General features: G+C 67.9%; 27 protein-coding genes and 1 pseudogene. 12 read left to right on the top strand and 16 right to left on the bottom strand.

Translation table 11 applies throughout. The features are described 5' to 3' along the window. Positions 1 to 150 precede the first annotated feature (150 nt). From PX52LOC_RS34015 to PX52LOC_RS33970, 10 genes are all read left to right on the top strand, one after another. A complete protein-coding gene (locus tag PX52LOC_RS34015; protein ID WP_149114251.1) occupies positions 151 to 1,188 on the top strand; it encodes a ParB/Srx family N-terminal domain-containing protein in 1,038 nt (345 codons plus the stop codon). Next, positions 1,185 to 2,840, top strand: coding sequence for a DEAD/DEAH box helicase (locus PX52LOC_RS34010; RefSeq protein WP_149114250.1), 1,656 nt, complete (start codon positions 1,185 to 1,187; stop codon positions 2,838 to 2,840). The genes PX52LOC_RS34015 and PX52LOC_RS34010 overlap by 4 nt, the downstream gene beginning before the upstream one ends. After that, entirely contained in the window at positions 2,833 to 3,432 is a 600-nt protein-coding gene (locus PX52LOC_RS34005; protein WP_149114249.1) for a hypothetical protein, read from the top strand. The genes PX52LOC_RS34010 and PX52LOC_RS34005 overlap by 8 nt, the downstream gene beginning before the upstream one ends. Before the next feature lie 634 nt (positions 3,433 to 4,066). Further along, positions 4,067 to 4,501 carry a hypothetical protein gene (locus tag PX52LOC_RS34000; RefSeq protein WP_149114248.1) on the top strand — a complete coding sequence of 145 codons (435 nt, stop codon included), beginning with the start codon at positions 4,067 to 4,069 and terminating at the stop codon, positions 4,499 to 4,501. After that, a complete protein-coding gene (locus PX52LOC_RS33995; RefSeq protein ID WP_149114247.1) occupies positions 4,498 to 4,809 on the top strand; it encodes a DUF1580 domain-containing protein in 312 nt (103 codons plus the stop codon). Before PX52LOC_RS34000 ends, PX52LOC_RS33995 begins: the two co-directional genes overlap by 4 nt. Beyond that, positions 4,806 to 5,198: a hypothetical protein gene (locus PX52LOC_RS33990; RefSeq protein WP_149114246.1), complete on the top strand. Its 393-nt coding sequence runs from the start codon at positions 4,806 to 4,808 to the stop codon at positions 5,196 to 5,198. Before PX52LOC_RS33995 ends, PX52LOC_RS33990 begins: the two co-directional genes overlap by 4 nt. Further along, positions 5,162 to 5,548 (top strand): hypothetical protein, encoded by a 387-nt coding sequence (locus PX52LOC_RS33985; RefSeq protein ID WP_149114245.1) that lies wholly within the window; start codon positions 5,162 to 5,164, stop codon positions 5,546 to 5,548. The genes PX52LOC_RS33990 and PX52LOC_RS33985 overlap by 37 nt, the downstream gene beginning before the upstream one ends. Before the next feature lie 61 nt (positions 5,549 to 5,609). Further along, a complete protein-coding gene (locus tag PX52LOC_RS33980) occupies positions 5,610 to 5,987 on the top strand; it encodes a hypothetical protein (RefSeq protein ID WP_149114244.1) in 378 nt (125 codons plus the stop codon). A gap of 26 nt (positions 5,988 to 6,013) precedes the next feature. Further along, a complete protein-coding gene (locus tag PX52LOC_RS33975) occupies positions 6,014 to 6,322 on the top strand; it encodes a hypothetical protein (protein ID WP_149114243.1) in 309 nt (102 codons plus the stop codon). 36 nt (positions 6,323 to 6,358) lie between these two features. Continuing rightward, positions 6,359 to 8,425, top strand: a complete 2,067-nt coding sequence (locus PX52LOC_RS33970; RefSeq protein WP_149114242.1) for a hypothetical protein — start codon at positions 6,359 to 6,361, stop codon at positions 8,423 to 8,425. Here PX52LOC_RS33970 and PX52LOC_RS33965 read toward each other — a convergent pair. From PX52LOC_RS33965 to PX52LOC_RS33940, 6 genes are all read right to left on the bottom strand, one after another. After that, positions 8,422 to 9,099 carry a hypothetical protein gene (locus PX52LOC_RS33965; protein WP_149114241.1) on the bottom strand — a complete coding sequence of 226 codons (678 nt, stop codon included), beginning with the start codon at positions 9,097 to 9,099 and terminating at the stop codon, positions 8,422 to 8,424. The two genes, PX52LOC_RS33970 and PX52LOC_RS33965, sit on opposite strands and share 4 nt — an antisense overlap. A gap of 92 nt (positions 9,100 to 9,191) precedes the next feature. After that, entirely contained in the window at positions 9,192 to 10,499 is a 1,308-nt protein-coding gene (locus PX52LOC_RS33960) for a serine/threonine-protein kinase (RefSeq protein ID WP_149114240.1), read from the bottom strand. Between the two features lie 519 nt (positions 10,500 to 11,018). After that, positions 11,019 to 11,384, bottom strand: coding sequence for a hypothetical protein (locus tag PX52LOC_RS33955; RefSeq protein WP_149114239.1), 366 nt, complete (start codon positions 11,382 to 11,384; stop codon positions 11,019 to 11,021). Between the two features lie 133 nt (positions 11,385 to 11,517). After that, on the bottom strand, positions 11,518 to 12,759 hold the full coding sequence (locus tag PX52LOC_RS33950) for a tyrosine-type recombinase/integrase (RefSeq protein ID WP_149114238.1): 1,242 nt from the start codon (positions 12,757 to 12,759) through the stop codon (positions 11,518 to 11,520). Between the two features lie 914 nt (positions 12,760 to 13,673). After that, positions 13,674 to 15,404 (bottom strand): FG-GAP repeat domain-containing protein, encoded by a 1,731-nt coding sequence (locus tag PX52LOC_RS33945; RefSeq protein ID WP_149114237.1) that lies wholly within the window; start codon positions 15,402 to 15,404, stop codon positions 13,674 to 13,676. Further along, entirely contained in the window at positions 15,401 to 15,997 is a 597-nt protein-coding gene (locus PX52LOC_RS33940; protein WP_149114236.1) for an NHL repeat-containing protein, read from the bottom strand. The genes PX52LOC_RS33945 and PX52LOC_RS33940 overlap by 4 nt, the downstream gene beginning before the upstream one ends. Before the next feature lie 319 nt (positions 15,998 to 16,316). Here PX52LOC_RS33940 and PX52LOC_RS33935 point away from each other — a divergent pair, with 319 nt between their 5' ends. Both PX52LOC_RS33935 and PX52LOC_RS33930 read left to right on the top strand, forming a co-directional pair. Continuing rightward, complete coding sequence (locus PX52LOC_RS33935) at positions 16,317 to 17,729, top strand: phospholipase D-like domain-containing protein (RefSeq protein ID WP_149114235.1); 1,413 nt, start codon at positions 16,317 to 16,319, stop codon at positions 17,727 to 17,729. Between the two features lie 18 nt (positions 17,730 to 17,747). Further along, a complete protein-coding gene (locus tag PX52LOC_RS33930) occupies positions 17,748 to 20,195 on the top strand; it encodes an HAD-IC family P-type ATPase (RefSeq protein WP_149114234.1) in 2,448 nt (815 codons plus the stop codon). On the opposite strand, the gene PX52LOC_RS33925 is transcribed toward PX52LOC_RS33930, so the two are convergent. From PX52LOC_RS33925 to PX52LOC_RS33875, 10 genes and pseudogenes are all read right to left on the bottom strand, one after another. Further along, the gene (locus tag PX52LOC_RS33925; protein ID WP_149114233.1) at positions 20,092 to 20,817 is read right to left on the bottom strand and encodes an endonuclease/exonuclease/phosphatase family protein; all 726 of its coding nucleotides are present in this window, start codon (positions 20,815 to 20,817) and stop codon (positions 20,092 to 20,094) included. The two genes, PX52LOC_RS33930 and PX52LOC_RS33925, sit on opposite strands and share 104 nt — an antisense overlap. A 283-nt stretch (positions 20,818 to 21,100) precedes the next feature. Then, positions 21,101 to 22,141, bottom strand: a complete 1,041-nt coding sequence (locus PX52LOC_RS33920; protein ID WP_149115707.1) for a zinc-dependent alcohol dehydrogenase family protein — start codon at positions 22,139 to 22,141, stop codon at positions 21,101 to 21,103. Between the two features lie 58 nt (positions 22,142 to 22,199). Beyond that, positions 22,200 to 23,552 (bottom strand): MFS transporter, encoded by a 1,353-nt coding sequence (locus tag PX52LOC_RS33915; RefSeq protein WP_149114232.1) that lies wholly within the window; start codon positions 23,550 to 23,552, stop codon positions 22,200 to 22,202. Positions 23,553 to 23,635: 83 nt separating this feature from the next. Then, the gene (locus PX52LOC_RS33910; RefSeq protein ID WP_149114231.1) at positions 23,636 to 24,052 is read right to left on the bottom strand and encodes a hypothetical protein; all 417 of its coding nucleotides are present in this window, start codon (positions 24,050 to 24,052) and stop codon (positions 23,636 to 23,638) included. 33 nt (positions 24,053 to 24,085) lie between these two features. Beyond that, complete coding sequence (locus tag PX52LOC_RS33905) at positions 24,086 to 24,301, bottom strand: hypothetical protein (protein ID WP_149114230.1); 216 nt, start codon at positions 24,299 to 24,301, stop codon at positions 24,086 to 24,088. 7 nt (positions 24,302 to 24,308) lie between these two features. Beyond that, a pseudogene (locus PX52LOC_RS33900) lies at positions 24,309 to 24,566 on the bottom strand (Hsp70 family protein); the annotation flags it as partial. Beyond that, the gene (locus tag PX52LOC_RS33895) at positions 24,526 to 24,744 is read right to left on the bottom strand and encodes a putative signal transducing protein (protein WP_149114229.1); all 219 of its coding nucleotides are present in this window, start codon (positions 24,742 to 24,744) and stop codon (positions 24,526 to 24,528) included. The gene PX52LOC_RS33895 and the pseudogene PX52LOC_RS33900, both read right to left, overlap by 41 nt. A 22-nt stretch (positions 24,745 to 24,766) precedes the next feature. Beyond that, entirely contained in the window at positions 24,767 to 25,201 is a 435-nt protein-coding gene (locus PX52LOC_RS33890) for a response regulator (protein WP_149114228.1), read from the bottom strand. Between the two features lie 65 nt (positions 25,202 to 25,266). Then, entirely contained in the window at positions 25,267 to 25,800 is a 534-nt protein-coding gene (locus PX52LOC_RS33885) for a general stress protein (protein ID WP_149114227.1), read from the bottom strand. A gap of 292 nt (positions 25,801 to 26,092) precedes the next feature. After that, complete coding sequence (locus PX52LOC_RS33875; RefSeq protein WP_149114226.1) at positions 26,093 to 26,356, bottom strand: hypothetical protein; 264 nt, start codon at positions 26,354 to 26,356, stop codon at positions 26,093 to 26,095. Positions 26,357 to 26,368: the final 12 nt, after the last annotated feature.

The following is a 26,368-nucleotide window of genomic DNA, read 5'->3' as shown; positions in this document are numbered from 1 at the left end:
CGCGAACGAAAAACGGCCGGTGCCTGCCAAGGATCACCGGCCGTTCAGGAGACCAACTGTGAACAGAATAACAGTATTGATCCGCTGGTCAAGTCCAGCGGACGCGGTAATCCGCATCGCCGTCCGGGCACACCCCTCCGAAAAGGGGGCGTGACCATGCCGCTGTACAAGACCCTCAAGTTTGATGACGTCGAGATAGACGAGGAGCTTCAGCCCCGCGCGAAAGGTCTGGACAAGTCGCACGTCGACGAACTCGCCGACGAGTACCGGAAGGAAGAATTCTCCGTCGAGCCGCCGACCGTCTGGAAGATACCAAACTTCGACCGTTACCGCCTGTCCTCAGGCCACCACCGCATTGCCGGGGCGAAGAAGGCCGGGCTGACGGGGCTCAAGTTCGCCGTCCGGACCGGCACGTGGACGGATTGGGCGATCGACACAGTGACGTCCAACCAGGGGCACGGCCTGAAGAGGAGCAACGCCGACAAAAGGCGGTGCGTGGAGTTGCTGCTGCGCATGATGCCGCACGACAGCGACAAGCGGATCTCCGAACTGGCCGGGGTCAGCGACAAGACGGTTGCGGATGTGCGATTGGAACTGTGGAGACGTTCGGAAATTCCGAACGTCGATCGCCGGGTAGATAGCAAGGGCCGTCTCCAACCGGCCGCCAAGCCGAAGGCACCGTCCGCGGATCCGATCGACGACCCGGCCGACCCGCCGGCTACTGATGCCGGCCCGCCGATCGACCCACAGGACGGCACCGAGGCCCAACTCGGCCCTGATGATTCGACGGGCGAGTCGGAACGTCCCGAAGCGTCTGAACTGCCCCGGCCGGAACTCCTGGAGTTGATGAAGGCGGCATGTTACGAACTCGACGCCCTCAAAAAACGCATCGAGTCCTGGCAACGACTGCCGGCCGGCAAGTCCGTGGGCGTCCCCTCACTGATCGGATCCATCGAGCGTGCCCGCAGCGACATGTGGGGCGCGAGACCGTCGCACCGGTGCCCGCACTGCGAGGGTGACGGCCGTGATCGTAAGGCAGCCGACGCGGACTGCTCGTGCTGCAAGGGCATCGGGTGGGTGCCGAAGTGGGCGCACGACAAGGCGAAGGAGAAGGTCGAGCGGGTGAAAGCGAAGGAGGACGTCGACCGGGCGAAGGACAGCCTGGAACAGTCAGGGGGTGCGGCGTGACCCCGGTGTTTCGGAAAGAACGGCCGTATCAGCGGGAGGCGATCGACGCCATCAAGGCCACGCTGGCGGCCAAGGACTCGTGCGTGGCCGTGATCCCGACCGGCGGCGGCAAGACGGTCGTCATCGGCAAGACGATCCGCGAGTGGGAGTTCGGCAACTGCCTCGTGCTGGCCCACACGACGGAAATCGTCAACCAGACGGCCGAGAAGGTCGGCGACGAGATCGGGGTGCCGCCGCACGTCGAGATGGGCGTGCGGGGGGCCGACCTCGGCGGCCTGTGGCAGGGGGACATGACGGTCGTCGCCAGCGTCCAGTCGATGGTCTCGAACCGCCGGCTGGAGAAGTACCGCAACTACCCGTTCGGCTTGATCGTCGTCGACGAGTGCCACCACGCGACGTCTCCGTCGTACCGGAAGGTGATCGACTACTTCCGCGGCCGGAACCCGCACCTGAAAGTCCTCGGCGTGACGGCCACGCCGAACCGGACGGACAGCACGGCCCTCGGCCTCGTGTTCGAGGATGTCGCGTACTCCCGCGACATCGCGTTCATGACTTCCGAGGGGTGGCTGGTGCCCTTCGAGCAACTGACGGTGACGGTCGACAGCCTCGACCTTGACACGATCAAGGTCAAGAAGGCCCGCGGACACGAGGCCGACTTCACCCGCGAAGAGTTGGAGCAGCGGCTCGTCGAAGAGCGGGTGCTGCACGAGATGGCGACGCCGATCCTTCAAGAGACGGGCGGCCGGCCGACCATCGTGTTCACCGCCGGCGTCGAACACGCCCACGCCCTGGCCCGCATCCTAAACGCCCGGCGGCCCGGGTGCGCGGCGGCCGTGGACGGCAAGACCGACCCCGCCGAGCGGACGCAGATCGTTCGGCAATTTTCCGCCGGCAACCTCCAGTACGTGTGCAACTTCGGCGTGTTCACCGAGGGGTTCGACGCCCCGGCCACGGCGTGCGTCGTCATGGCCCGGCCGACAAAGTCGGTGAGCCTGTACACACAGTGCGTCGGCCGCGGACTGCGGCCGCTCCCCGGCACGGTCGACGGGTACGCCACGGCGTTCGACCGGCAGGCGGCCATCGCAACCAGCGCGAAGCACAACTGCCTCGTCCTCGACTTCGTCGGCGCGTCGCGGAACGGCGTGGTCGACTGCTACGACGTCCTGGGCGGTAACTACGACGTGGAAGTCCGCGCCCTCGCCGGCGAGGCGGCCCGCCAGGGCGACCGCTGCAAGGTCACGGTGGAGGACCTCGAACTGGCGAAGGCCGTGCTCGCCCTCCGCCGCAAGCGGCAGCAGGAGTCGCAACTCCTGGTCGATTCGACCTACCGTGTCGACCGAGTCGAGGACGGCGACGGTGCCGGCAGCGGACTGTCCACGCCGGTCCGCCGGGGCGGGGCGTCCGACGCACAGGTTTCGCTGTTGGTGAAACTCGGCGTCCGTCGGGAGGTGGCGATCGGGTACACCCCCGCCCAGGCCGGGGCCGTCATCGACAGCGTCGGCCAGTCGCGGTGCACCAGCGGCCAGCGCGCCATCCTGGTGCGGCACGGCGTCGACCCGACCGGCGTCGGCGTGGCCCGGGCTGGCCGCATCATTGATCGAATTGCCGCGAACAACTGGCGGGTGCCGTCGGGAGGGATCAACCTTGAATGACGAACTGCCGCCGCTGATGCGGATGCTGGTCGGCGAACTCCGCCGGCTGAACCTGGACGTCGAATACCGGGGCGACGGCGACCGGCTGCACCTCGTGGGCGGTACGGGCAACGCCGACGCCGAAGTCCTGGCCGCGGTGATGGCCGGCCGGAACCGCATCGTGGCCATCCTCAAGCCGCTGTGGGATCGGTCCCGGGGCACCCCTGTGCGACTCCACCGGGACGTGGTCGCCGTAGCCGATCGTGAACCGGCGTCCGCAATCGCACCGACTGCGGCACCGGTTTCGACAACGGCGTCGCCTGCCCGGGCCGATGCCGCCGACGACCACGATCAAATGTGCAGCCGGTGCCAGGCCATCGTGTGGCCGAATCGGCTGGCGGACGGCACGGGGCCGGCGACGTGCCAGCCGCACGTGCGGACCTGGCTCGGTGTGCCCGACCGGGCGGCGGGAGTGTGCCCTTTCGCGTCGAAGACCGAGGGCGTGCAGTTGTCGGCCAAGCCGCCGCTCGCCCCGACGGCGGCCCCGGCCCCAGCGAAGGCGATCCCCGACGCCGGACAGAAGTCCTTATTCGACGCGCGACCGTCCGCGTAGCCGATGGGACGACGAACACGGCGGCGGCTCACTGAACCACCGCCGTCCAGACCCGCAAGCGTAAGCAGCTTCGCAACTGCGGCGGGTCATTTGTCGGGGGTTGAACGACCACGACAGCGGCCGGGGTGGGAACGTCGATGCCGTTCCCACCCGATTATGTACGGCCGGCGGGCATCGCGGTAGGTCGCACCGGTCCGGGGGCAGTCCCGGACTGGTCGGGGGTCTGGCGAATTAACGCCGGAACGGTGGGCGGAAACGTCCACCACGGGGGCTACGGCCCTGGTGTGGAAAGCGGCTACTACCGGCGTCCTCGTTCGCCCCGCCCGCCCCGTGCGACGCGGCGGCGACCCATACCGGGAACCACACGGATACCTCAGTCGAGTGAGATGCAGGACGCCCGACCTTTTCGGGCGGCGGCTTGGCGACCAGGGAAGTTCCTTCGGCCCCCACCCCGGCAGTAGCGATCCTCATGAGACAAGGAACACGGCTGGAAACGGGAGGGGAGGCTCAGGGATGGGTGCGCACTCGAAGAGACACAAGGAACGCACCGGACGGATTGCAAAAGGTAGACGCAACGGCGGGCATCGACACCAGGGTTTTCAGGTGGAATCGACCGGACCAAACGGGGTGAAGCATGGCGGGTAAGAACGGCCGCCCGAAGACGACGTTCACGCAGGAAGACCGCGACCTCGCGAAAGAACTGCTCGGCCGGTTGATGTACGCTGGCCGCGTGGCCGGGCGACTACAGGAGCAACTGAAAGTCTCCCGCGACGTGGCGCACCGGCTGATCGACGAGGCCCGGGCCGAGGTCGTCCGTGGCTTCCAAGAGAGCGGCACGGCGAACGACCCGTTGGCCGCCCTCGCGATGTTTTTTGTCCAGGTGATGAGCAACGAGGACGTGAGCTACCAGGTCCGCGTGCAGGCCGCGAACGGGCTGACGAAGCTGCTGGCCGTGGACCGTGTGTCGTCGCTCCTCGGCGGCGGCGACGTGGAAGCGTTCTTGACGGGCCTGAAGGGCCGGCAGGACGCGCGGGAACCGAAGTCACAACCGGAGGGGTCAACATCGTGAGTGTCGAACAAGAAATTGCAAACGGGGAAGGGATCGGGCTGGCGGAAGCCGGCCGGTTGCTGCCCGGCCGGTCCGGCAAGCGGGTGTCGCCGTCGTCGGTCTTGCGGTGGGTAGTCGTCGGCTGCAAGGCCCGCGACGGCCGCACGGTGAAGTTGGAGGCCGCCCGCGTCGGCAGTGCGTGGGTCACCACGAAGGCGGCCATCGCCTGCCACGTCTCGGCGTTGAACACGCCCGTCACGCCGCAGCCGCCGCCGGCCCGGTCCGCCGCCGTGGAAGCCGGCAAGGTTCTCCAGGAGCTGGGCCTGTGAACGACGTTACCCGCGAAGACGTCCGCCGGGTCCGGCACCTGTTCCTCGTCGCCGGGCCGACGCTCGACGAACTCCTGTCCGCGGCCGACCGGGGCGAACTCCCCGACGCGAGGAAGTACGCGAAGGCCGGGGCGGAACTCGCCCGGTTGCCCGACTCAGTGCCGATGCGACTGATCGCCCGCGCGACGAAGCGGACGCCCGCCGGCGTGGCGAAACACTTCACGCCGCTGCAACTCGGGTTGTTGCTCACTTTGATGTTGGCGCAACTGCCCGACCTGTTCCGCTCGGACGATGCCGCCACCGGCACCCCCGCCACCCCGACGACCCTGACCGACCCGGATGTCTTAACCCGGTGGCTGACCACGCCACCCGCACCATCACGGAACTGACCATGAACGTGACCAAAGTTGATGAGCTACTGAACGACTTCACCGCGTCGTGTAATCGCGTCGACGCCGCCTTCGCCAAGGCCGTCGCCGATGCGACGGGCCGCGTGACCGCGGATGCGACGCGGATCGAGGAAGCCGTCGGCCGGGCGGTCGCCAGCCTGACCGGCGAGGTTAACCGCGTCAACGCCGCCGTGGCCGACCTCGGCACAGCCGTCGTCGAAAGTCTCACGGCCGTCGCCGACCGGGTGATCGCTGTCGGCTCCCCGTCCGACCCCGAACCGGCCCGTGACACCGCGGCCGAACTCGCCGTCGGCCGGCCGCTCATCATCGTCATCGTCCCGCCGATCTGACCAAGGCCGGTCGGGCCGTACCGACCGACGGATCCCCGTGTTCGCTCCAAGGAGATTTTCCATGTCGTCGATTCTCGAAGCCCTGATCGACCAGGACAAAGTCCTGCCCCCGCAAAGTGAGGTGCCGGTGCCGGAACTCGGCGAGGGGCAAGTGATCCACCTGTGCCCGATCGGCATGGCGACGGCCCTGCGGCTGAACGAGATGCAAGAAGGCGGGAAGAGCGGGGCCGAAATCGCCCGCGCGTTGCTGCCCGCGGTCATCTGCCGGCCGGACGGCACGCCGTTCTTCACCGCCGCCAAGCCGCCGACCGAGGCCCAGCAAGCCGCGTTGGACCGCATCCCGCTCCCGGTGGCCGTGCGGGTCGTGGACAAGGCAATCAAGGAAATGGAGGGGATGCAGGCGGCCGCAAAAAAGCCGTCACCCGCGACGGCTGGCTGAGGTCGTTCCTGCGGCTGGCGCTGGCGATGGGCCTGCTCCCGTCGGAGTTGGCCGCCCGCTGCAGGATGGCCGACTGGTGGCTGATGAGTGCGTTCGCCGAGATCGAGCCGTTCGGCGGGGCGCAAGACGACCTGCGGGCGGCCGTGAGCGGGATTCTGCCGGCGATGGCGTTCAACGGGGCGAGCATCCGGCCGGCCGACCTGTTCCCGTCCCTCGGCGGCGGCGAGAAGAAGCCGGACAGGAAGGGCATCGGCCGCGCGTTCCGGGCGTGGGCCTCATCACAGTGCGCGTCCGTATCGGCCATCGGCCCGAGCCAACGGGCGGCGGAGGCGTAGTGCGGCTCACCGAGCCGCGTGAAAGGAGAGGTGGACATGGCGGATGAATCAGTCGTCGTCGAACTGACGGCCGACGCGAGCGGGTTCGAAAGGGCGCTCGCCGGGTCCGAGGCGAGTGCCGACGCTTGGGCGGGCACGATTTACGCGGACGTGGACAAGGTCGCGGCGAAGGCCGAGGAACTACGGGACGCCATCGCCACGAAGCTCGGCGGCGCGTTCGACGCGATCAAGGGCAAGGTGGCGGCCGCCATCCCGCCGATCGGCAGCACGTTCCAAACCGTGTCGGCCACCATCAAGGGCAAGTTCGACGAGATCGGCACGGCGGCCGGGGCGGCACTGGCGAAGGCGAACGCGAAGGTCGAACCCTACGTCACGGCCGTGAAGAAGTACGCCGACACGTTCAAGGGTTTGGGCACGGTCGAGATCGGGGTGAAGGGCGGGGCCGACCTCGGCAAGTTGCTCGGCGGCGACGTGGGCAAGAAGATCGGCAGCTATGCCGGGGCTGGCGTCGGCACGCTGGCGAAGGCCGTCGAAACGGCCGTGAGTGGTCTCAAGCCGGTGTTCGACGGCATCGCCACGACGGCACAGGCCGCGTTCCAGAAGGCCCGCGAGAAGGTCGCCGCGATCGACTTCAAGGGGGCGTTCGACAAGGTGGCCACAGTCGCCGGGGCGGCCTGGGACGAGGCGGCTTCGCTCGCGGACGGGGCGTGGGGCCGCGTCAAATCCGGCGTTGAGAAGATCGGCACGGCCATGTCCGCGGTCTGGGGCAAGGCGAAGACGACCGTCCGGGACTTCCTGAACAGCCCGGAAGGGTCGTTGCAGTCGCTCGTCACGCGGGTCGATACGCTGTCGGACAAGATCGCGAACTTCGGCAGCGGGACGAAGGAGAAGATCGCCGCGTTCGCCGACATGAGCAGCAACGACATCGGCGGTGAACTCGGCGGTGCCGCCGGCGGGTTCCTGGGACAGAAGCTCGGCCTCGGTGACTTCGGCAACCGGATCGGCAAGAGTCTCGGGTCCGGCCTCGGTGACGTGATCGACTTCAAGGGCGTGTTCGCACAGGCGAACGAGTTCCTCAAGTCCTTGCAGCCCGTCTTCGACCAAATCAAAAGCTGGTGGGGGGAAACGTTCGACGACGCGAAGGATGCGTTCAACGAGATCAAGGATCTGGCGTCGAACATCGGCATCGGCGAACTGTTGAAGGGCGACTTCGAGGGCGTGTGGACGCGGCTCACCGAGTTCGTCGACCAGGCGGTCGGCAAGTGGGGTGACTTCCTGGCGTCGTTCGTTTACCGGGTGGCTGAGTCGATGGATAACTTGTGGGCCATCGTCCGCGCCCCGCTGGCCAACATCAGCAACTTCGTGCAGAACGTCCTCACTCGCATCGGCCTCATGGACGAAACCACGGAGAAGTGGGGCGACTCGCTGGCAAGCGTGGCCAAGATCGGCAAGGAGGCGTTCGGCTTGCTCGGCTTCTCGCTGGGCTACCTCGGCGGGATTTTCAAAGTCATCGGCGGGTACGCGATCGAGTTCTTTGTTCAGCCCGTGCTGGCCCTCGTGGAGACCGTCGTCAGCGTGGTGAGCAAGGTGCTGAAGAAGATGGGGGAACTGCTCCCGGGTGCCGCTGGCCGCGCTTTCGCCGCCGGGTCGAAGGAGGCCGAGGCGTGGAATGAGGCGATCAAGAACAACCGCGAGGCGCTCGACAAGGTCGCGACGGACCTTAAAAATACGGACATCGGAGCGGACGGGCTGAGCTTCCAAGAAGATGTTCTCAACTTCTTCGAGAGGGGCGAGAAGAAGACGAAGGAGCAGCGGGATAAACGGGCGGCGTTGCCGAAGCCGGTCGAAGAGGTGAACAACGTCGGCGACCGCGTCGCGAGTCTGTTCGGTGGAGGAACGGTGCAAGCGTTACTGGAAGGGTCTCGTGAGACGCAGAACGCCATCGCGAAAATCCGAAGCGGGAGCGACAGCGCGCTAGAGCAGGTAGTGAAGGCCGGGCGGGATCAGGCAGACGAACTGGCCATCGCCAACGGGAAGCTCAGCGAGCAGAATCGTTTGCTGGGCAAGTTGGTCGACAAGTTCGACGGCATCGAAGCGGTCTAGTTTTCGAGCTTCCACTTGTCCTGGTTTGGCACGTCGAGCCGGATCGTGCCCTGGCCGCCCATGTCTTCGGCTGGTAGTTCGAACATGATCCGCTTGGCGGTCGGTGATGGTCTTTCAAATTGGAAGGTCCAGCGGTAGGCGACTCCCGGGTAAGCCTTCATCTCTTGCTGGGTCGGCTTGATGTCGCTGCCCGCGTCCAATCGGCTCAAGAACCGCATGAGTAGCCGGCACTTCTCCCCGGCGTCGGTGGCAGCAGTGAGTCGAATGGGGAGATGTTCAAAACTCGTCACGCCTGATCCGGTTAACCTTCGAAGTGTCTCGTCGTCTGCGGCAACGCCCTTGATGGTCGCTGGCTTGGCAGTGGCCGAATACTCAATACGCACGCCGATTCCAGCCACGTCGATCGGAGACGATTTGTACTTCCCCCACAGCACACCCTCGACGGTGATCGTGGCGTCGCCGAACTTGAACGGCCCATCCTCGGCGCGCTGGTACGGCTCGGGGACGACAGCCTTCCCCTTCTGATCCGGCGTTACTACCTTCGGCTCATCCTTCGGCGGTCGCATCGCACCCGCCGAAGGATCGACCGGCCTCTTGGCGTGGGGTTGTGACTCGCCGCAGCCCCAAAGGCCAAACGCCGAGACGAGGGCACCCGCCATCACGGCACGTCGCATCGTCGCCCCTCCACTCTGGTCCGCTGGTCCGCTTCCATCCTCCCCGCCGAGTACTTCGGTGCCCGGCCCGGGGAGGGGCACATGGTTGCCGATCAGTCCCCGAACAATCCCGGCAGAGACGAGGCGGCCGCCGGCGCGTCGGCCGGGGTCGTGGTCTTGGCCATAGCGAGCGTGCCCGACCCCGGTCCGAACGCCGCGGCTACGTCCTCTGCCGTCACGTCCGGAAACTCCTGCACGAAGATCGCGGCAACTTCACTCGTCCGCATTCCGCTCAACTGCGGGTGGTCTTTCACGAACCGGACGAACCGGACGGCCGTCTGCTTCTGCCGCAGGATCGCGGCGTCTCGCTCCCGCAGGGCATCCCCCGCCCGGGCGGCGGCGTCCCGGGCCTCGATCGCAAACCACAACACGCCCACGACCCCCGCGACGAGGACGACGGCGAGGGCGGCCGTCACCCCGGCCAGCGTCCGGTTCCGGGTTGCCCACAGCACCAGCAAGGCCAAGGGGGTGGACCGCGGGGCCAGGACCGGTTGCCCGGCCGCCCACCGCCGCAGGTCGTCGGCCAACTCCCCGGCCGCCGCGTACCGCCGGCCCGGTTCCTTCTCCAGGCACTTCAGGCAGACCGTGTCGAGGGTGGCCGGGATGCCCTTCGCCACCGCCCGCAGCGTCGGCGGGGCGTCGTGCTGGATGGTCAGCAGCAACGCCAGCTCCGTCTCGGCGGCGAACGGCCGGCGGCCGGTCAGCAGTTCGTACAGCATGACGCCGAGGGACCACACGTCGGCCGGGGGGCCGACGAACTTCATGGCCTTCGCCTGCTCCGGGGCCATGTACGCCGGCGTCCCGGCCGCGTCGCGGGTCTGCGTGAGGTCGGACGCCGCCCGCTTGGCCAGCCCGAAGTCGGTCACCTTCGGCGTGCCGTCGGCCGCCAGCAGCACGTTGCCCGGCTTCAGGTCGCGGTGGACGACGCCCGCGTCGTGGGCCGCCCCGACCCCGCCGGCGACCCGTGCGACCAGTCCGGCGGCCTCCCTCGGCGTGAACGCCGGCCCGGCCTTGATGCGGTCGGCGAGGGTGCCACCGGGCAGGTACTCCATGGCGATGTACGGCCCGGCGTTCGACTCGCCGAAGTCGTACACCTCGACGACGTGCGGGTGCTTGACGGCCGCGATCACTTGGCCCTCGGCGAGGAACCGGGCCTTGTTCAGGGGGTCGTCGCCGAGCGTCAACTTTAACGCCACGACGCGGTCGAGCTTTGCCTGCCGGGCCTCGTACACGACGCCCATGCCGCCGCGGCCGAGTTCGCGCAAGACCTCGTAGCCGGGGACGGTCGGCAGGCCGGGGGGCACGACGGTCGGGCGGCCGACCTGTACGCGAGTCGAGTCGGCGGCCGTTTGCTCGGTCATGCTGGGCCTCTCCGGGATGGAGGAGATCGTACCGGAAGGAGGTAACCAAGACCACCTGAACCCCGGCCGAACAAGTCACGGGAAAGCAGTGTAGAGGGGAAGGAACCCGACCCCCCCCCTTCGCTCGGCGTCGCACAGCACCTCCCCGCCGGGGATAACTGTACGCCCTTCCAAATTGCACGAGGATCGCTTAGATCGCACGATCTCCCCGCCAGCGGAAAGAAGTGCGGATTTGGACAAAAGTCCATTGGCAACGATTTTAGGTGCCTTCGGGACGAAGCGGCCTGGGCCGACGAGTGAAGGCCGATCATGCCGCGGCTCGCTGAGCCGCGCACGCGGGCGGTGGCAACGACACCGGGTGTGATGAGGTGCTGTCGTCGGTGAGAGTGCAGGGTGTAACGACTGGTAGCGACCTTGCCGAAAGCGCCTGCCAGTGAACAAGTTGACCGGACATTTTGCTGGCGCCAGCAAAATGCCGTGCGGCTCACTGAGCCGCACGGCATGCTTGTCATGGACCGATCAGACGCCCAGGGCGGTCAACTCCTTACCTGCTTCGGCCGCCGCCCGCTTCCGCTGACTTACGGACCGAACGGCTGGCGGTTGCGGGGTTTCTCCGTTCCGCGCGAGTAGGAAGCGTTCGAGGGCGGCCTGGCTGGTCAGCCACCGGTGCCCGGCCCGCACGGCGTCGAGCTTCACCGTGCCTCCGCCGAGGACCTTCGCCCCGGACACCACCCACCGCATGCACACCGGGTAACTCACGCCCTTCGGCCGGGTGGTGTCCTTCAGCATCGCGCCGACGTCGTGCAACGTCAGCGGGCCGGCCTCGCGGATCTCGCGCAACACCCGGGCGACGGCCGATTCGGAGACTTCGTTCATAGTGCTCATCACCTTCTCCGGTTTGACAGGGAACCGGCCGACAGATGGCCCCGGCGGAGGAAGTGAACGAACGGAAGGAAATGAAAAGCCCACGCGGCTCGCTGAGCCGCGTGGGCAGGGGTGAAAGGTGATAGCGGGTCGGTCAGCCGATCTCGGCGGCAACCTTCGCGGCAAGGCTCAGGTCACGCTCCGCGTACACCTGGGTCACGTCGGCCCGGGTGTGGCCGAGTAAGACTTGGGCGGCTTCCAGGCCGTTCGACTTTCGAACCTCGGTTGCGAACGTGTGCCGCAGTTGGTTCGGCGCCCAATGGGGCAGGGCTACGAACGAGCCGCCGGCCGCTTTTGATCGTTCCAGGTTCGCCGCCTCGACGGCCCGCGTGACGCACCGGGCGTAGGACGTCCGGGTGTACTTCGCCCCGGCCGACCGCCGCGGGGCGTACGCCCGCTTCGTGCGGTTGCGCTTCATGTGCGAGGGGTACCGCGGGGTGGCCCGCTTCTCCCCCCGCTCGGCGTGGTGTTCCTCGACCGCCCGGCGGGGCGAGAAGACGTAGGCGGTCGGGTCGGCGGGAATGAACGCCCGGATGACCGCCTGGGCCTTCGGGCCGATCGCGACCACGCGGGCCTTGCCGCGGTGCCGGGTCTTGTGCTGGGCCGGGCGGTAGAACCAGACCGGCCCGGAAGCGTCCACGTCGGCCATGCGGAGGCCGCACACCTCGCCCGGCCGACACCCGGTGAGCCGCTGGACCTCGACCATCCCGCGGGCGTGGCGGTTCAGGTGGGGCAGGGTGGCCGCCACGTGCTCGTCGGCCACCGGCGGGACGGGGGCACTCTCGACGGCCGCGCTCCGCCCCTCGCGCAAGCCCGTGACCGTGACGAGTGCGTGGTACACGGCCGGCGGCACCAACTCTTCCGAAGTGGCCCACTTGAAGGCCCGCTTGATCCGGCCGACGTGCGCGTTGACCTGGTTCCGGCACCACCCGCGGTCGATCATCCGCTCCCGCGTGTTCTTCAGGGCCAGCGGGCCGAACTCGGCCGCGATCGCGTCGCCGTAGAGTTCGGCGAGCGGGCGGACCGCCGAAATGTAGTTGCCGTACTCGCCGGTCGGCCGGCCGTCGGGGTAGCGGTAGTGGGTCTTGGCGTACTGGAGGAACCGGACCAGAAGCTCGTTCACCGTGAGGTCGCCGGCCCGCCCGTCGCCGAACGGGAAGCGGCCCTTTTGCAACTCCGCGATGATACGCGAGTACTCCCGCTTCGACTCGTCCGAGTCGTAGACGCCGAGCAGGACGTCCCGCGGCCGCCCGGCGGGCGTGCGGATCGTGACGATGGCTTGGCCGGATTGCTTGTGCAGGCGGTACGTGGGAACGGCGAGGGGTTTTCGTGGCATGGTGCGGTGTCCTCGGAAGGCCGGAAGAATTCCGGTTTATCCCAGGGGTCAGAACCGCACCGCCGAACACCGGCGGGATAGCGTAACTGCTTCGGTTTCAAGGCTTTTCGGACAGGGTGACTGAGGGGATTTGAACCCCCGACATCCAGAACCACAATCTAGACCGTAAACCCCGAAAAACAGTCCGAACGGCCTGTTTCTCTAATGAATTTACAGTATCCGACTCCTTTGCAAGAAGCCAGATTCGTTGCATGAAAATCGCTAGAATTGTGGACTTTCCACAACGAGCTGTGGAATACCGTGGAATGAGTCTGTCCCGTGGTTTCTACCCACAAGTCTGCACTTTAGCTTCAACCCTCTTGGCCGAAAGGGATTTCAGGTTTCCGTCCAGCAATGAGAAGCGTTACGACCGATTTACCTGAGGTAACCCCATCTCGATTGCAAGCCCGGAGGTAGCAGGAGCATGCGCCCGCTTCGATCGCAGGAGTAGGCATGGACGATGGCGTCCAAGACGAATCGTTGACAGTGCGGGGGGAGATGTCAAGTCGGCGTTCACTGACAAACCTGTGAGCAGGTCAGGCCGTCGGGCTGCATGGTATCATCGACCACATGCCCAACCGCGAAGCACTCTTGGCCGCCGTCCGCACCTCCCCCGCCGCGAGTTCGACCGCGCCACTTCCCCGGTTGTCCGTTTCGGGTGCCTTGCGGACATGGCGCGGCCCGGCGGGCCCGTCATCGGTATCCCATCTGACGCGGGCGCACGATGTCCTCGTTTCCGTGTTGCGAGGGAGGACGGCGAGTGGCGGCGGATCCCAGCCGCCGAACTGTTGACGGCCCTGCGGCGGGCCAAGCGACAGCCCGACCCGCTCCGCATCTAAGTCGGCCCGGACGTTGGATGCCGATTGTCGGCCAGGTCAGCCGACGTACACGCCGAAGCCGGGGATGGTGAAATCCGCGCGGGGAAGTTCGGCCCCGCGGTAAGCCCGGAACGCCATGGGCGCGATCGTCACGAGGTCGGCCTTCGCGTCGTTGTCGAGGTTCTTGCACGCGATTTGCACGCCGTCGCGCTCGGCCTCATCGCCGGCAAAGAAGTCTACAAGCGGGTCGGCCACATTACCTAACAGGTTCGTGGCGTTGAACGCCGTGACGCGGGGACCGCCGCCCGCCCCGGCTCCACAAATCGCGTCCGCCAAGCCGTCGCCGTTCAGATCGCCCAGCACGAGGTTGACGCCGAACCGGCCGGCCGGCTCGAAGGCGAAGAAGTCGTTGACCACCCGCGCCTTCTGGACCGTCCCAATGGTCGCGCCGTCGAACACGGCCACCAGCGGCCCACCGCCCACACCGGCGGAGACGGCCAGGTCGTTCCGCCCGTCACCGTTGACGTCGCCGACCGCGGCCCGCGCACCGCCGCGGAAGGCCGGGTCATCGACACCGAAGAAACTGTCGAACATTCGCAGCCCCCCCGCCGCGGTCGGATCGTAATTGAGTACGACGACCCGCGGCCCACCGCCCGCGTCGGGGGTGATGATGAGTTCGGGGACGCCGTCGCCGTTCAGGTCGCCGGCGGTGACGAAGACCCCGCCCGTGAAGTCTTCGAACGTGCGGGCCTCGCACAAGACGGCGTTGGTCCGGCCGTCCTGGACGCGCACCCGCGCCGCCGGCCCCACGCCCGTGCCGAGGACGACGTCCGGCGTGCCGTCGCCGTTGAAGTCGGCGAGGACGATCCGTGCGTCGGCGAAGTCGGGGGGGAGGGGGCTGCTCTCGACCGGGGCTCCGCGCGGGCCAAGAATCCGAAGGACGCCGGCGGCGGTCGTCACCGTTTCATTCGACAGGGCCGCGATGGCGGGGGGCGGCGGCGAGTCGCCGAGGAACCGGACAAGGAAGTTTCCGAACTGGGGGCCTCCTGGCACCGACCCGAAAACAACGACCGATCCGTCCGCGGTGGTGTCCAGCCCCGTGCCCCGGAGCGACAGTGGGGTCAGGTCCACACTCCCGCCGGTGCCGAAACTCGCGTCCGGCGAGCCGTCTCGCAGTCGCCGGGCCAGGTGGTTGAACGGCGTGTCGCCGTACCCAACGGTGGAGTACGGCCCGGTCGTGACAACGTACTCGCGGCCGTCCGCGAGCCGGTCGAAGGTCGCGTCGGTCGCGTAGGGAACGCTCGCCGAGACGCCGCCCGTGCCGAAGGTTGGGTCTGGCACCCCCTGGAACGTGTAGGCGTTCGTGCCGGAGTACCCGTTGAGCGAGCGAAGGAAGCCGCCGGTGACGAAGCCGGCCATCGGCCAGCCGTCGTCGCCGACCACAACGGTCGCCGCAGGGAGTACCGCGTCGAACTTGTTCGGCGTGCCGTTAAACTCGCCTACGAGTAGGCTGCCCGCCCCACCCGCGTACCCGGTGTCGCGTTCGTAATGTAGCGTGCCGGGCGAGAGCACGTAGTGGTCTTGCGTGATCGTTCGGTTGAACTGGCCCAGGAGGCCCGCGTCCCCCTCGTTGTGAGTGTCAGTCGAGATCATGAGAAAGAAGCCGCCGTCCGGGCCGAACGCGGGTGGCGAGAGTGATGGGAACCCGACCGCCCCCTTTGGCACGGAGAACGCGGCGTCCGGCGACGTGTCCCACCCGCCCGTCGCGTCGCGGCGAAAGATTCTCACGGCCGCCGCCCCGGAGCCGTCGAGGTCCGACGACAGGCCGCCGACCAGGATCGACCCGTCCGGACGGACGGCGACCGTCGGCGAGACGCTGGCCGCCCCCGCACGAACTGGAACGCGATCATCCCGTCGGTGTCGAACTTCGGGTTCAGGCGTCCGTCCGCCGTCAGCACGGCCACGGCGATGCCGTCGGTCAGGCCGTCGAAATACCCCGCCGATGGCGTGTCGGCCAGACCGACGACGACGTACCCGCTGCCGTCGGCGAACGCCGCGACGCGGTACGCAACATCGTTGCCGGTCCCCCCGGTCATCAGGTTGAACGACACGCGGGTGAAGCCATCGATGCCGAACGTCGGGTCTGGCTGGCCGGACGCCGTCAGCCGGACGACGCCGAAGTCGCCCGACCGGTCCGGAAAGATGGTCGCTTCCGCCACGCCCCCGACGGCAACCACGCGGCCGTCAGTCAAGGCGACCGCCTCGCGAATGCTCGTCAATTGCGTCAGGTGCGTGACGCCCTGTGTGCCAAAGCCGAGGTCAAGGTCGCCGGCCCGTGGCGCGAGTCGGTCTTCGAGTTGCAGTACTAGGGGGAAAAACATTGCTGACACTCCAGTGGCAGTGCCAACAGTTTTTGCTTGGCAAGGTCGAGTAAGGGGGATCCACCTGCCCACTGCAATCATGGTGCCTGCAGCCGAACTCTTCTACTCGAACAGGGAGAAGCGAAGGGGAAATGAATCCGGTATGATTCTCGCCGGTCGTAAGCGAGAGACGCGGTAACGGGGCGGAATGTCGAACGCACTCGGTACCGCGTCAATGGATACCCGACCTGGCCCCGCCGTCCGTTATTATGAGCTTCCGCCGCTAGACTTGGTCTGGGCGTATGTTGGTAGCGTGCCGAAAGGGCGGGTCTGAAGATCGATGGCGGAACTGTTCGAGTCGTATTGGCCGTACGTGACGAGCACCGCGCTGCTGGCGGCCGACGGGTGGGCGACCGCGCACGCCGTCCTGCACAAGCGCGACAACCGGGCGGCCCTCGGCTGGCTCGGCCTCATCTGGCTCGTCCCGATCGCCGGGATCGTTTTGTATGCTGTCTTCGGCATCAACCGCATTCGGCGGAAGGCCCGCCGGTTGCGCCGGAACCGTCATCCGGAGCGATTCACGGCTGTGGCCGCCGGGGCGGGTGGAAGCCCCGGCCTGCGCCGCTTGGTGGGCGAGGTGACGGCCCGCCCCGTCTCCGGGTACAACCGGATTCGGCCACTGCCGAGCGGCGAAGCGGCGTACACCGAGATGCTGGCCGCGATCGCGGGGGCCGAGCGGTCCGTCGGCCTCTCGACCTATATCTTCGGCAACGATGCCACCGGCCACGCGTTCGTGGGTGCTCTTGAGGCGGCCGTGCGTCGCGGGGTAGCCGTTCGAGTTCTCGTGGACGACATCGGCTCGCGGTACTCTTTCCCGTCCGTCGTGGGCAGGCTGCGAGCCGCCGGCGTCCCCGTGGCCCGGTTCATGCCGTCCTTCCTCCCGTGGCGGTTCGCCTACGCCCAACTCCGCAACCACCGCAAGATTCTGCTGATCGACGGCCACGCCGGGTTTACCGGCGGGATGAACATCCGCGACGGCCACGACGCCCGCACGCACCCCCGCTTCCCGATCGCCGACTGCCACTTCCGCATCGACGGTCCGGTCCTGGCCGACGTGCGGGCGGTCTTCGCCGACGACTGGCAGTTCGCCACCGGCGAGCAACTGGACGGGGTCGCGTGGTTCCCCGGACTGAAGCCGGCCGGCGGGGCCGAGGCGCGGGGCATCGCCAGCGGGCCGGACGACGACCGGGAGACGCTCCGACTCACGCTCCTCGGCGCGATCGCCAGCGCCCGCCGGTCGGTGCGGATCGTCACGCCGTACTTCGTGCCGGAAGGCGGCCTGCTCTCGGCCCTGGGCGTGGCGGCCCTGCGGGGCATCGCGGTGGACGTCGTCGTGCCGGCGCACAACAACCTGCGGCTCGTCCACTGGGCGATGATGGGCCAGGTCGGGGACCTGATCGGCCACGGCGGCCGGGTGTGGCTGACGCCGCTGCCGTTCGACCACACGAAGTTGGTCGTCGTGGACGACGAGTGGTGCCTCATCGGCTCGGCCAATTGGGACGCGCGCAGCCTCCGGCTGAACTTCGAGTTCAACGTGGAGTGTTACGACGCGGACCTGGTCGGCGAGTTGGCCGCGATGGTGGCGACCAAGATCGCCCGCGGCTGCCGACTGACGGCCGCCGAGTTGAACCGGCGGAACCTGCTTTACCGGCTCCGCGACGGCGTCGCCCGGCTGGCGACGCCGTACCTTTAGCCCGAGAACGCAAACCGCATGAACCGTCCCCCGGCGCTACACGACGGGCTGTCCCCGGCCGAGGTGGCCGAGCGGATCGCGGCGGGGCGGGTCAACCGGCCGCCCCGCGACGGCTGGCGGGCCTATGCCGACATCGCCCGGCGGAACACGCTCACGCTGTACAACGCGCTCGTCGTGCCGGCGGCGGTCGGCCTGTTCCTGCTGGCCGACTACCGGGCGGCGTGGGCGGTCGCCGCGATGGCCGTGGCGAACGTGGCCCTCGGGCTGGCCCACGAACTCCGGGCGAAGCGGCACCTCGACCGCCTGAGCGTGCTCGGCGAGGCGCGGGTTCGCGTCCGGCGGGCCGGCACGGACGTCCCCCTGCCGGCGGGCGACGTCGTCGCGGACGACGTCGTGCTGCTCGCCGCCGGCGACGCGGTGGTGGCCGACGGGAGCGTCGTCGCGGCCGAGTTTCTTGAACTGGACGAGGCCCTCCTCACCGGCGAGTCGGACCCGGTTCCGAAGGCGGTCGGCGACCCGGTCAAGTCCGGGAGCGTCTGCGTCGCCGGCGGCGGGGCGTACCGGGCCGAGCGGGTGGGGGCCGCGGCGTTCGCCCACCGGATGGCCGCCGCGGCCCGGCAGTACCGGCACGCCCCCGGCCCGACGCAAGCGACCCTCGACCGCCTGGTGCGGGGGCTGACGGCCGTGGCGGTCGGCCTGTGCCTGGGGTACGTCGCGCTGCACTTCGTCCGCGGCTTCCCGGCGGCCGACCTGGTGCAGATGGTCGCGGCCACGATCACGTCAATGGTGCCGCAGGGGCTGGTGCTGCTGGCCACGCTCGTGTTCGTCCTCGCGGCGACGCGGCTCAGCCGGCGGGGGGCCGTCGTCCAGCAGTTGGCGGCCGTCGAGGGGCTGGCGGCCGTCGACGTGATTTGCACCGACAAGACCGGCACCCTGACGACCGGCCGGCAAACGCTCGACCGCGTCGTCGCGTTCGCCGAACCCGAGGCCGCAGTGCGGGGGTGGCTCGGCGCGTTCGCCGCGGCGAGTGCGGACGGGCGGAACAAGAGCATCGAAGCCCTTCGCGAAACGCTTGCGGCCGGGGCGGAACGAATCGACGTCCGCGACCAGTTGCCGTTCCAGTCGCACATCCGCTGTAGCGCGATCCTCGCGAACGGGACGGGCGAACCGCGGCTGTTCGTCCTCGGCAGTTTTGAAGCCCTCGCGTCGCGCTTTCCGGAATCCGACCGGGCCGCCGTCGAGGCCGCCTGGCGGGAACTGCTCCCCACCGGCCTCCGGCTGCTCGCGTTCGCGGACGGGCACGGTGGAGCCGATGGGTTCTACGGTCGGTTGCCGGACATTCCCCTGCGACCGCTGGCCGTCGTCGCCCTGCGGGACAAGTTGCGGCCCCAGGTGGTGGACGTGCTGGCGGAGCTGGCGGCCCAGGGCATCCGCCTCAAGGTCGTGTCCGGCGACCACCCGGAGACCGTGCGGGCCACCGTCCGGGCGCTCGGGGCCGCTTTCGGCGGGCAGGCGATCGTGACGGGCGACGAGTGGACGAATTCCACCGACCGCGTGGCCCTGGCCGAGCGGTGCGACCTCTTCGGCCGGGTGTCGCCGGAGCAGAAGCTGGCCCTGATCGCCGCCCTCCAGCAGGCCGGTCACCGGGTCGGCATGATCGGCGACGGGGTGAACGACGTGCTGCCGATCAAGCGGGCCGACTTCGGCGTGGCGATGGGGGCGGGCAGTCAAGCGGCGAAGGCGGTGGCCGGGCTGGTCCTGGAGTCGAACGACTTCGCCGTCCTGCCCGTGGCCCTGGCGGAAGGGCGGCGGGTGGTGCAGAACGTCCGCCTCGCGGCGAAGCTGTTCCTGTTGAAGAACGTCTACACGGTGGCCCTGATCCTCGTGGCGGTCGGCGTGTGCGGGCTGCCGTTCCCGTACCTGCCGCAGCAGGTCACGCTCTTGAACGCGCTGACCATCGGCGGGCCGGCCGCGATCATCCTCGCCGGCCGGGCGGCGGGCCGAGCCGGTGGCCCGTCCTTCTTCGCCGACGTCGGCCGCTTCGTCCTCACGGCCGGCGCGGCGACGAGCGCCGCCGGGCTGGCCGTTTACCTCGGGTCGCTCCTGGCGCTGGGCCATGACGCGGAAACGGCCCGCACGCTCTTGCTAACGACGCTGATCCTCGCGGGCCTCGGCAACGCGGTCGTCGCCACGGCCGGCGACCGGCGGCTGATCGCGTGGGCGGCGTTCGGCGCGGCCGGGATGGCCGCGGCGGCGGCCGTCCCGCCGGTCGCCTATTTCTTCGCACTCGCGCCGTTGACCGGCGGCCAGTGGGCGTCGGTCGTCATCGCGGCCGGGGCGGCCGGGGTCGTTTCGGCTGCGTTCAATCATGGTGGGGGTTTCGGAGGTGGAAGTCGATCACCAGCGGAAGGTGGTCCGACGCCCGGTGGGCCAGCGGCGTCCGGACGACCGCCGCCTCGCGGATGAACAGCCCCCGGTGGAACGCCTTATCGAGGCTGAGCGCCGGTAGGAAGGCCGGGAACGTGCGGAATCGCGACGGCGGCGCGGTGATGTGCTGGAAGCCGCGCTCGGCGAGAAGCCCGGCGGCGAGGCGGTTGCGCCAGTCGTTGCAGTCCCCAACGACCATCGTCGGCAGGTCTGCCGACTCGCGGAACAGGGGGTGGTCGAGCAGGCGTTCGACCTGCCAGCGGCGCTCGCCCTCGGCCAACCCCAGGTGCCAGTTCACGAGGTGCAAGGGGCCTTCCGGCGAGTCGACGACGACCAGTTGCCCGCCGCGGGCCTTCCGCCAGCCGCGCCGCAGCGAGACGTGGTGCCGCCGGAGGATCGGCCATCGGGAGAGGACCAAGTTGCCGTACCCGCCGCGGCGGTAGTGGTGGTTCAGTTGGAAGGCCAGGTCGGCGGCCGCGACGGCGGCGCGGAGCAACTGCGGCTGGTCGTCGTCCCGCGTGCGGCGGGCGTACCGCGTCACCTCTTGCAGACAGATTACATCGGGGTTGACGTGTTCGATGACACCGACGACGCGGTCGAGGTCGTACCGCCGGTCCCGCCCGCCGATGCCCTTGTGAATGTTGTAACTGAGCAGCCGCATGGTAGGGTTGAGTGAATACGATCGGCCCGAACCGAGCGTTCAATACGACGATCGATCATCGAACAGGACAATCATATGCCACGAACCAGTGGCCACGCCCGGCGTTTACCGACCCGACCGGCGAGCACGCGAAAGCGTTACCCGGCCGAGGGCTGTGTCCTCAGCAAGATACTGCGCGGGGGGGTAGCGATGGCTCCCTCACTGAAGCGCTAGGATTTCAAAACAAGTTAATCCGCGATGGCCCACGCCGCGAAGACCCGTTGGCTTCCCCAAATCTCGCCCTTCAGTCATCGCGAATGACGACCTTGAGTGCCTTCTCCCTTGCGGCGTTGCCGAACGTGTCGTACGCCTTCATCATGTCGTCCAGCTTGAACTCGTGGGTGATGAGCTTACGCGGGTCGAGTCGGCCCGAAACCACGCTCTTGAGAAGCATCGGCGTCGTGACGGTATCGACGAGCCGCGTCGTAATGGTCACGTTGTGAGCCCATAGCTTGTCCAGCTTGAGTTCGACGCTCTTCCCGTGAACGCCCACGTTGGCAACGTGCCCACCCGCCGCCACGATGTCCTGGCACACCCCAAACGTCGCCGGGAGGCCTACCGCCTCGATGGCGACATCAACGCCCTTTCCGTCGGTGAGTGCCATCACCCGTTGGACCGCCGTTCCGTCCCCACTATTGATGGTCCGTGTGGCGCCCAACAGTTTTGCCACCTCAAGACGGTTGTCGTCGAGATCGATCACGATGATTTCGGCCGGCGAGTAGAGTTGGGCCGTCAGCAGCGTGGCGAGGCCCACCGGGCCGGCCCCGACGACCGCGATCGTATCGCCCGGTTTGACCGCGCCGTTCAGGACGCCGCACTCGAAGCCGGTGGGGAGGATGTCGCTCAACATCACGAGCACGCTTTCGTCCGTGCCCGCCGGGGCGTGGTAGAGGCTGGTGTCCGCGAACGGGATTCTCACGTATTCGGCGTGTGTTCCGTCGATCGTATTGCCCAGAACCCACCCGCCGTTCGCACAGTGCGAATACATGCCCTTCCGGCACCCGTCGCACCGCCCGCAAGACGTAATGCAGGAGATGAAGACCCGGTCGCCCTTCTTAAAGTTCGACACCCCCGGGCCGACCTCCTCGACGACGCCGACGCCCTCGTGGCCGAGGATGCGGCCGTCGGCCACCGTGGGGACGTCGCCCTTCAGGATGTGGAGGTCGGTCCCGCAGATGGTCGTCCGGGTGATCCTGACGACCGCGTCGGAGGCGTCCGTTACTTTGGGCCGCGGGCGTTCTTCCCAAGCCCGCTTCCCCGGTCCGTGATAGACAAGCGATTTCATCATCTCTCCTCAGGTGCCCAGGCGACGAGCGTCTGGTCGGACAAACAGACCTCCGGCGTCAGTCTTTCGGCGGTCGGCTGGCTTCCGTGGCGGCTTGCAGCCCGACCGCGATTTCGGGAATGATCCCCATGCCGACGTAGATCGGCCGGATCGAAGTCCGCAGCCTCGGAAGCTGGTAGGCGAAGACGGCGGCGCCGGCCAGGCAAGCCAGGCCTCCCGCCGTGACCGTCGTGACAACTCCGACCGGCCCGGCCAGGACGCCGACGAAGAGACTGCCGAACGGGGACATTCCCAGGAAGGCCATGCCGTAGAAGCTCATCACCCGACCCCGCATGCTTTCCACGACGATGGTTTGGAGGATCGTGTTGCACGCCGCTAACTGGACCATCATGCCGAAACCGATCAGCGCCAGCATGACGGCGGAAAGCCAGACCACTTGAGAATGAGCGAAGCCGACCAGCCCGGCCCCGAACAGACCGGTCGCGACGACGATCACCCGGCCGAGGCCGAGGACGGACGTCCGGGACGCGAGGTAGAGCGCTCCGACCACGGCGCCCGCCCCCGACGCCGTCGTCAGTAAGCCGAGAGTGGAGGGGCCGCCGCCGAGGACGTCCGAGGCGAAGACCGGCATGAAGAGGGTGTAGGGACCGCCCATGAAGCTCGCGAGGGCGATGAGCAATAGGATCGTTCGGACCGGCGCGAACCGCGAAGCGTAGCGATAGCCGTCTCGGAAGTCCCGCCAGGCGGTCGTCGTGTGGGGCTTCCGTTCCCACCGCGGAACCCGCATCGCCAACAACGCGCCGATGATCGCGACGCTACTCACCGCGTCGGCCATGAAGCACCATGCCTCACCGGCCATGGCGATCACCACGCCGGCGATCGACGGACCCACGAGCCGCGCCCCGTTGACGAGCGACGAGTTGAGCGCGATGGCGTTCGCCCGGTCTTCCCGCTCGGGGACCATGTCGGCCAGGAACGCCTGTCGCGCCGGCATGTCGAAGGCGTTGATGACGCCGGCGAGCAGACTTAACGCGATCAGCAGGTCGATGGTCGTCGGCCCCGAGGTGCCGCCGAACGCGACCAGGGCGAGCAGTCCGGACTGCACCATGAACAACGACTGCGTGAGGACCAGCATCCGGTGCCGATTCCACCGGTCGACGAGTACGCCCGCGATCGGGGCCAGGAAGAACGACGGGGCTTGGCTGGCGAAGCCGACGAGGCCCAAGAGGAAGGTCGCGTTCGGGCCGCCGAGCCGGTACACGAGCCAGCCGGTCGCCACGAACGTCATCCACCCGCCGATCATGGAGATCGTTTGGCCGACGAAGAACAGGCGAAAATTCCGGTGCGCTAGTGCCCGGGTGATGGACCGAAAGAAGTTCCTTGGAGGCGATGCGTTATGGTCGGATGGCATGGGTCTTCTTGAGCCGTTCTACTGTCAGGAGGGTGTCGTGCGGTTCAGGTGTCGGGCACCCCGCCGTTCCTCACGGCTTCCGATCAGTCCCACCACACCGACACCAGCCCGTAGGGCTGGCGGCCGGTGCCCAGCGAGTTATCGATGTCTTTCTGGTCGTGGTACACCTGGACTTCCCCACCCCAGTCCTCCTGCTCGGCAATCTTGGCGAGTTGTTCGGCCGCCGGCCGCGTCGGGGTGAGGACGAACAGCGTGTCCGCGTTCCACACGTTGTCGGCCAAGTCGCGGAGTTTGATGAGGCCGGCCGTGAGCAGGCGTCCCGGCTCCGCGTAGTTCGGGATCCCCGGACGGTCCAGGAGCGCGGCGAGCCACAGGTGCCGGTGCGCGAGGAGGCTGGTGTAGATCCGCCCGCCGTCGAAGTCATTGAAGACGGTCCGGCGGAGCAACTCCAACTGGATGTCCTGGACGGACGCGGCCCGGAGGGAATGCGCGTCGTTCATAAAGTACCCCTCGTTTGATGAACACCTCAGGCGTCATCCCTTGACCTCGTACTCGGCGTCGATCACGTCCGCGGGGGCGGCGTCCGGGGCCGACGAACGCGGCCGCGCCGGGCCGTCACTCGGACGCCCCGCCTTCTCGCCGGCGGTGGCCGCGGACAGGTGCTGGGCCACCGCCGCGGATGCCTGCTCCAGTTCCTCGGTCGCACGCTTCAATGCCGCGAGGTTAGTCCCCCCGAGCGCCTCCCGCACCTTCGCGGTCGCCCGGTCCGCCGACGAGCTTGTACGGGACGAGCAGTTCCTCGACCTCGCCGTGCCGACGGCCCATGAACCGCTTGATCGCGTAGACGGTCCGCTTCGGGTTGGTGACGGCCTGCCCCTTGGCCGCCTCGCCGGCGAGGCGGTCGCCCTTGTCCGTGAAGGCGACGACGCTCGGGGTCGTGCGGTCCGTCCGGATGTACCGGCGAACACGGTCGTCACTCCCGGAGGACGGCTTCCGCCCGGCCCTGGTCGGCAGTCTTGACCCAGACCGTGACGTGGAAGCCCGACGTGTCGCCCACGCCGAAGTCCTCGTAGAGGCCGCGGATCTGACAGACGATGCCCTCGTCTTCGAGGGCTTCCTGCCAGACGCGGGCTTGTAGTGGGTTTGCCCCGCTCGTCAGACAAACCATGTCGTGTGGGCCTCTTGAAGGCATGCCTTTCCTCCTCCGGTGAGTTTCATCGTCTTCCACGGCCGTTCACGGTACTCCGTTCGCTTCCACGGGCAACGGCCCCGAAATCGGCTCGTTCGAATAGCGGCCCCAACTCGGCCCGCTCGAACAGGGCGGACAATTCGAAGGGCTTGGCGAGCACCCGAACGACGGGCGGCGACGCGAAGGCGTCAAGCTCCGATGCGGAAGCCCTGGCCGACGTCAGCACGACCCGGGCCGGAAGCAGTCGCGGGTCATCCCCCATGACCCGAAGGACGCCATTCCCGCCGCCCCACGGCAACTCCAGGTCGAGGATCAAGAGGTCGGGCACGACGCGGCGGAGCTTGCCCAGGCACTGCAGGCCATCGCCCGCGGTTTCGACCCGGCAGCCGTAGGAGGTCAGCAACCAGACGTAAAGTTTGCGATGATCCCGATCCGGGTCGGCAAAGAGTACGGTCGGCATACGTGGTTCCTCCCGAGGGCCGGCGGGGCGACAGGTTCGACCCGACCCCCACGGCCTTCGTCGGCCTACACGCCGGCGGTTGCCGGCGCGGGGTGGGCCGTCGTCGACGACGCGCCGGTCTGTTTCAGGAGGGCCTTGGCGCGTCGCACGTCGTCGTGCGTCCCGTGGGCGACCAGGAGGTATTTGCCGTTCTTCACCTCGGACTCGTACTGAACGATGATGTTCTCCGGAACGCCGATACTGGCCAACGCGGCGCCGAGGGCACTGACCCCGCCCGCGACGACGGCCCCTTCGAGGGCGGCAACGATCCCCGCCACGAGCGGCCCGGCCACGAGGAGCGGCCCGACGCCCGGCACCCAGAAGAACGCGGAGCCGATCAACAGCCCCCAGACGCCGCCCCAGAAGGCCCCGAGTTTACCCCAGTACAGCATGCGGTCGCCGGTGTTGTAGTAGCCGACGGCGTGCTCTTCCGTGTGGAAGTCCTTCCCGACGATGGACAGGGTCTTCATGTCGAAGCCGCCCACCTCGAGTTTTCGGATGGCGTCTTCGGCCTGATCGTGCGACGCGAACACCGCGACGACCGAGTTCGTGTTGGACATGCCGAGGTACCTTTGCGTAGAGAGTTCCGGGCGACAGTCAAACCGGGGACGGTGTGCCCCACGGACATCACAAGTTCATCCGGGCGATCGACAGTTGCAGTGCCGCCGCGGTCGAAACCCAGACGAAGTACGGTATCTGAGCGAGGGCCACCCCGCGGTAGTGGGGTTCGTGCGTCGCCATGATTCGATTCTCTCGGTGCCAGTTCGCGGTTCCTCGGGTCGTGCACCCCTAGTCAATCCGACCGCGCCCTCGCGTTTCCTGCCGAAGGCGCGGTCGTCTAAAAAACTCCACCTACGCCTTGTGGCCCGTCGCCGGGATGTGCTTGCCGGAGTCGACGGACGTCGCAATGCTCTTGTCGTCCTTGTGGCAGGTGACATGGACGTCGGTCCCGGCCTTCAGGTCGGCCGTCTTGGCGGCCTTCCCGTCGCACGTGACCTTGGCGTCCTTCGCCACCGTGTGGCAGTGCTGTTTGCCCTGGCCGCACGTCGTCGTGAGCTGGTCACCGGCCACGCTGACGACCTTGCCCGCGTGGGTGCCTTCGGGTGTCTTCGTCATAACCTTCTCCTC

Origin of the sequence: Limnoglobus roseus (assembly GCF_008254045.1) — a bacterium.
Lineage (GTDB): Bacteria > Planctomycetota > Planctomycetia > Gemmatales > Gemmataceae > Limnoglobus > Limnoglobus roseus.
Note: the sequence above shows the minus strand (reverse complement) of the source record. Positions and strands in the feature narration are given on the sequence as shown.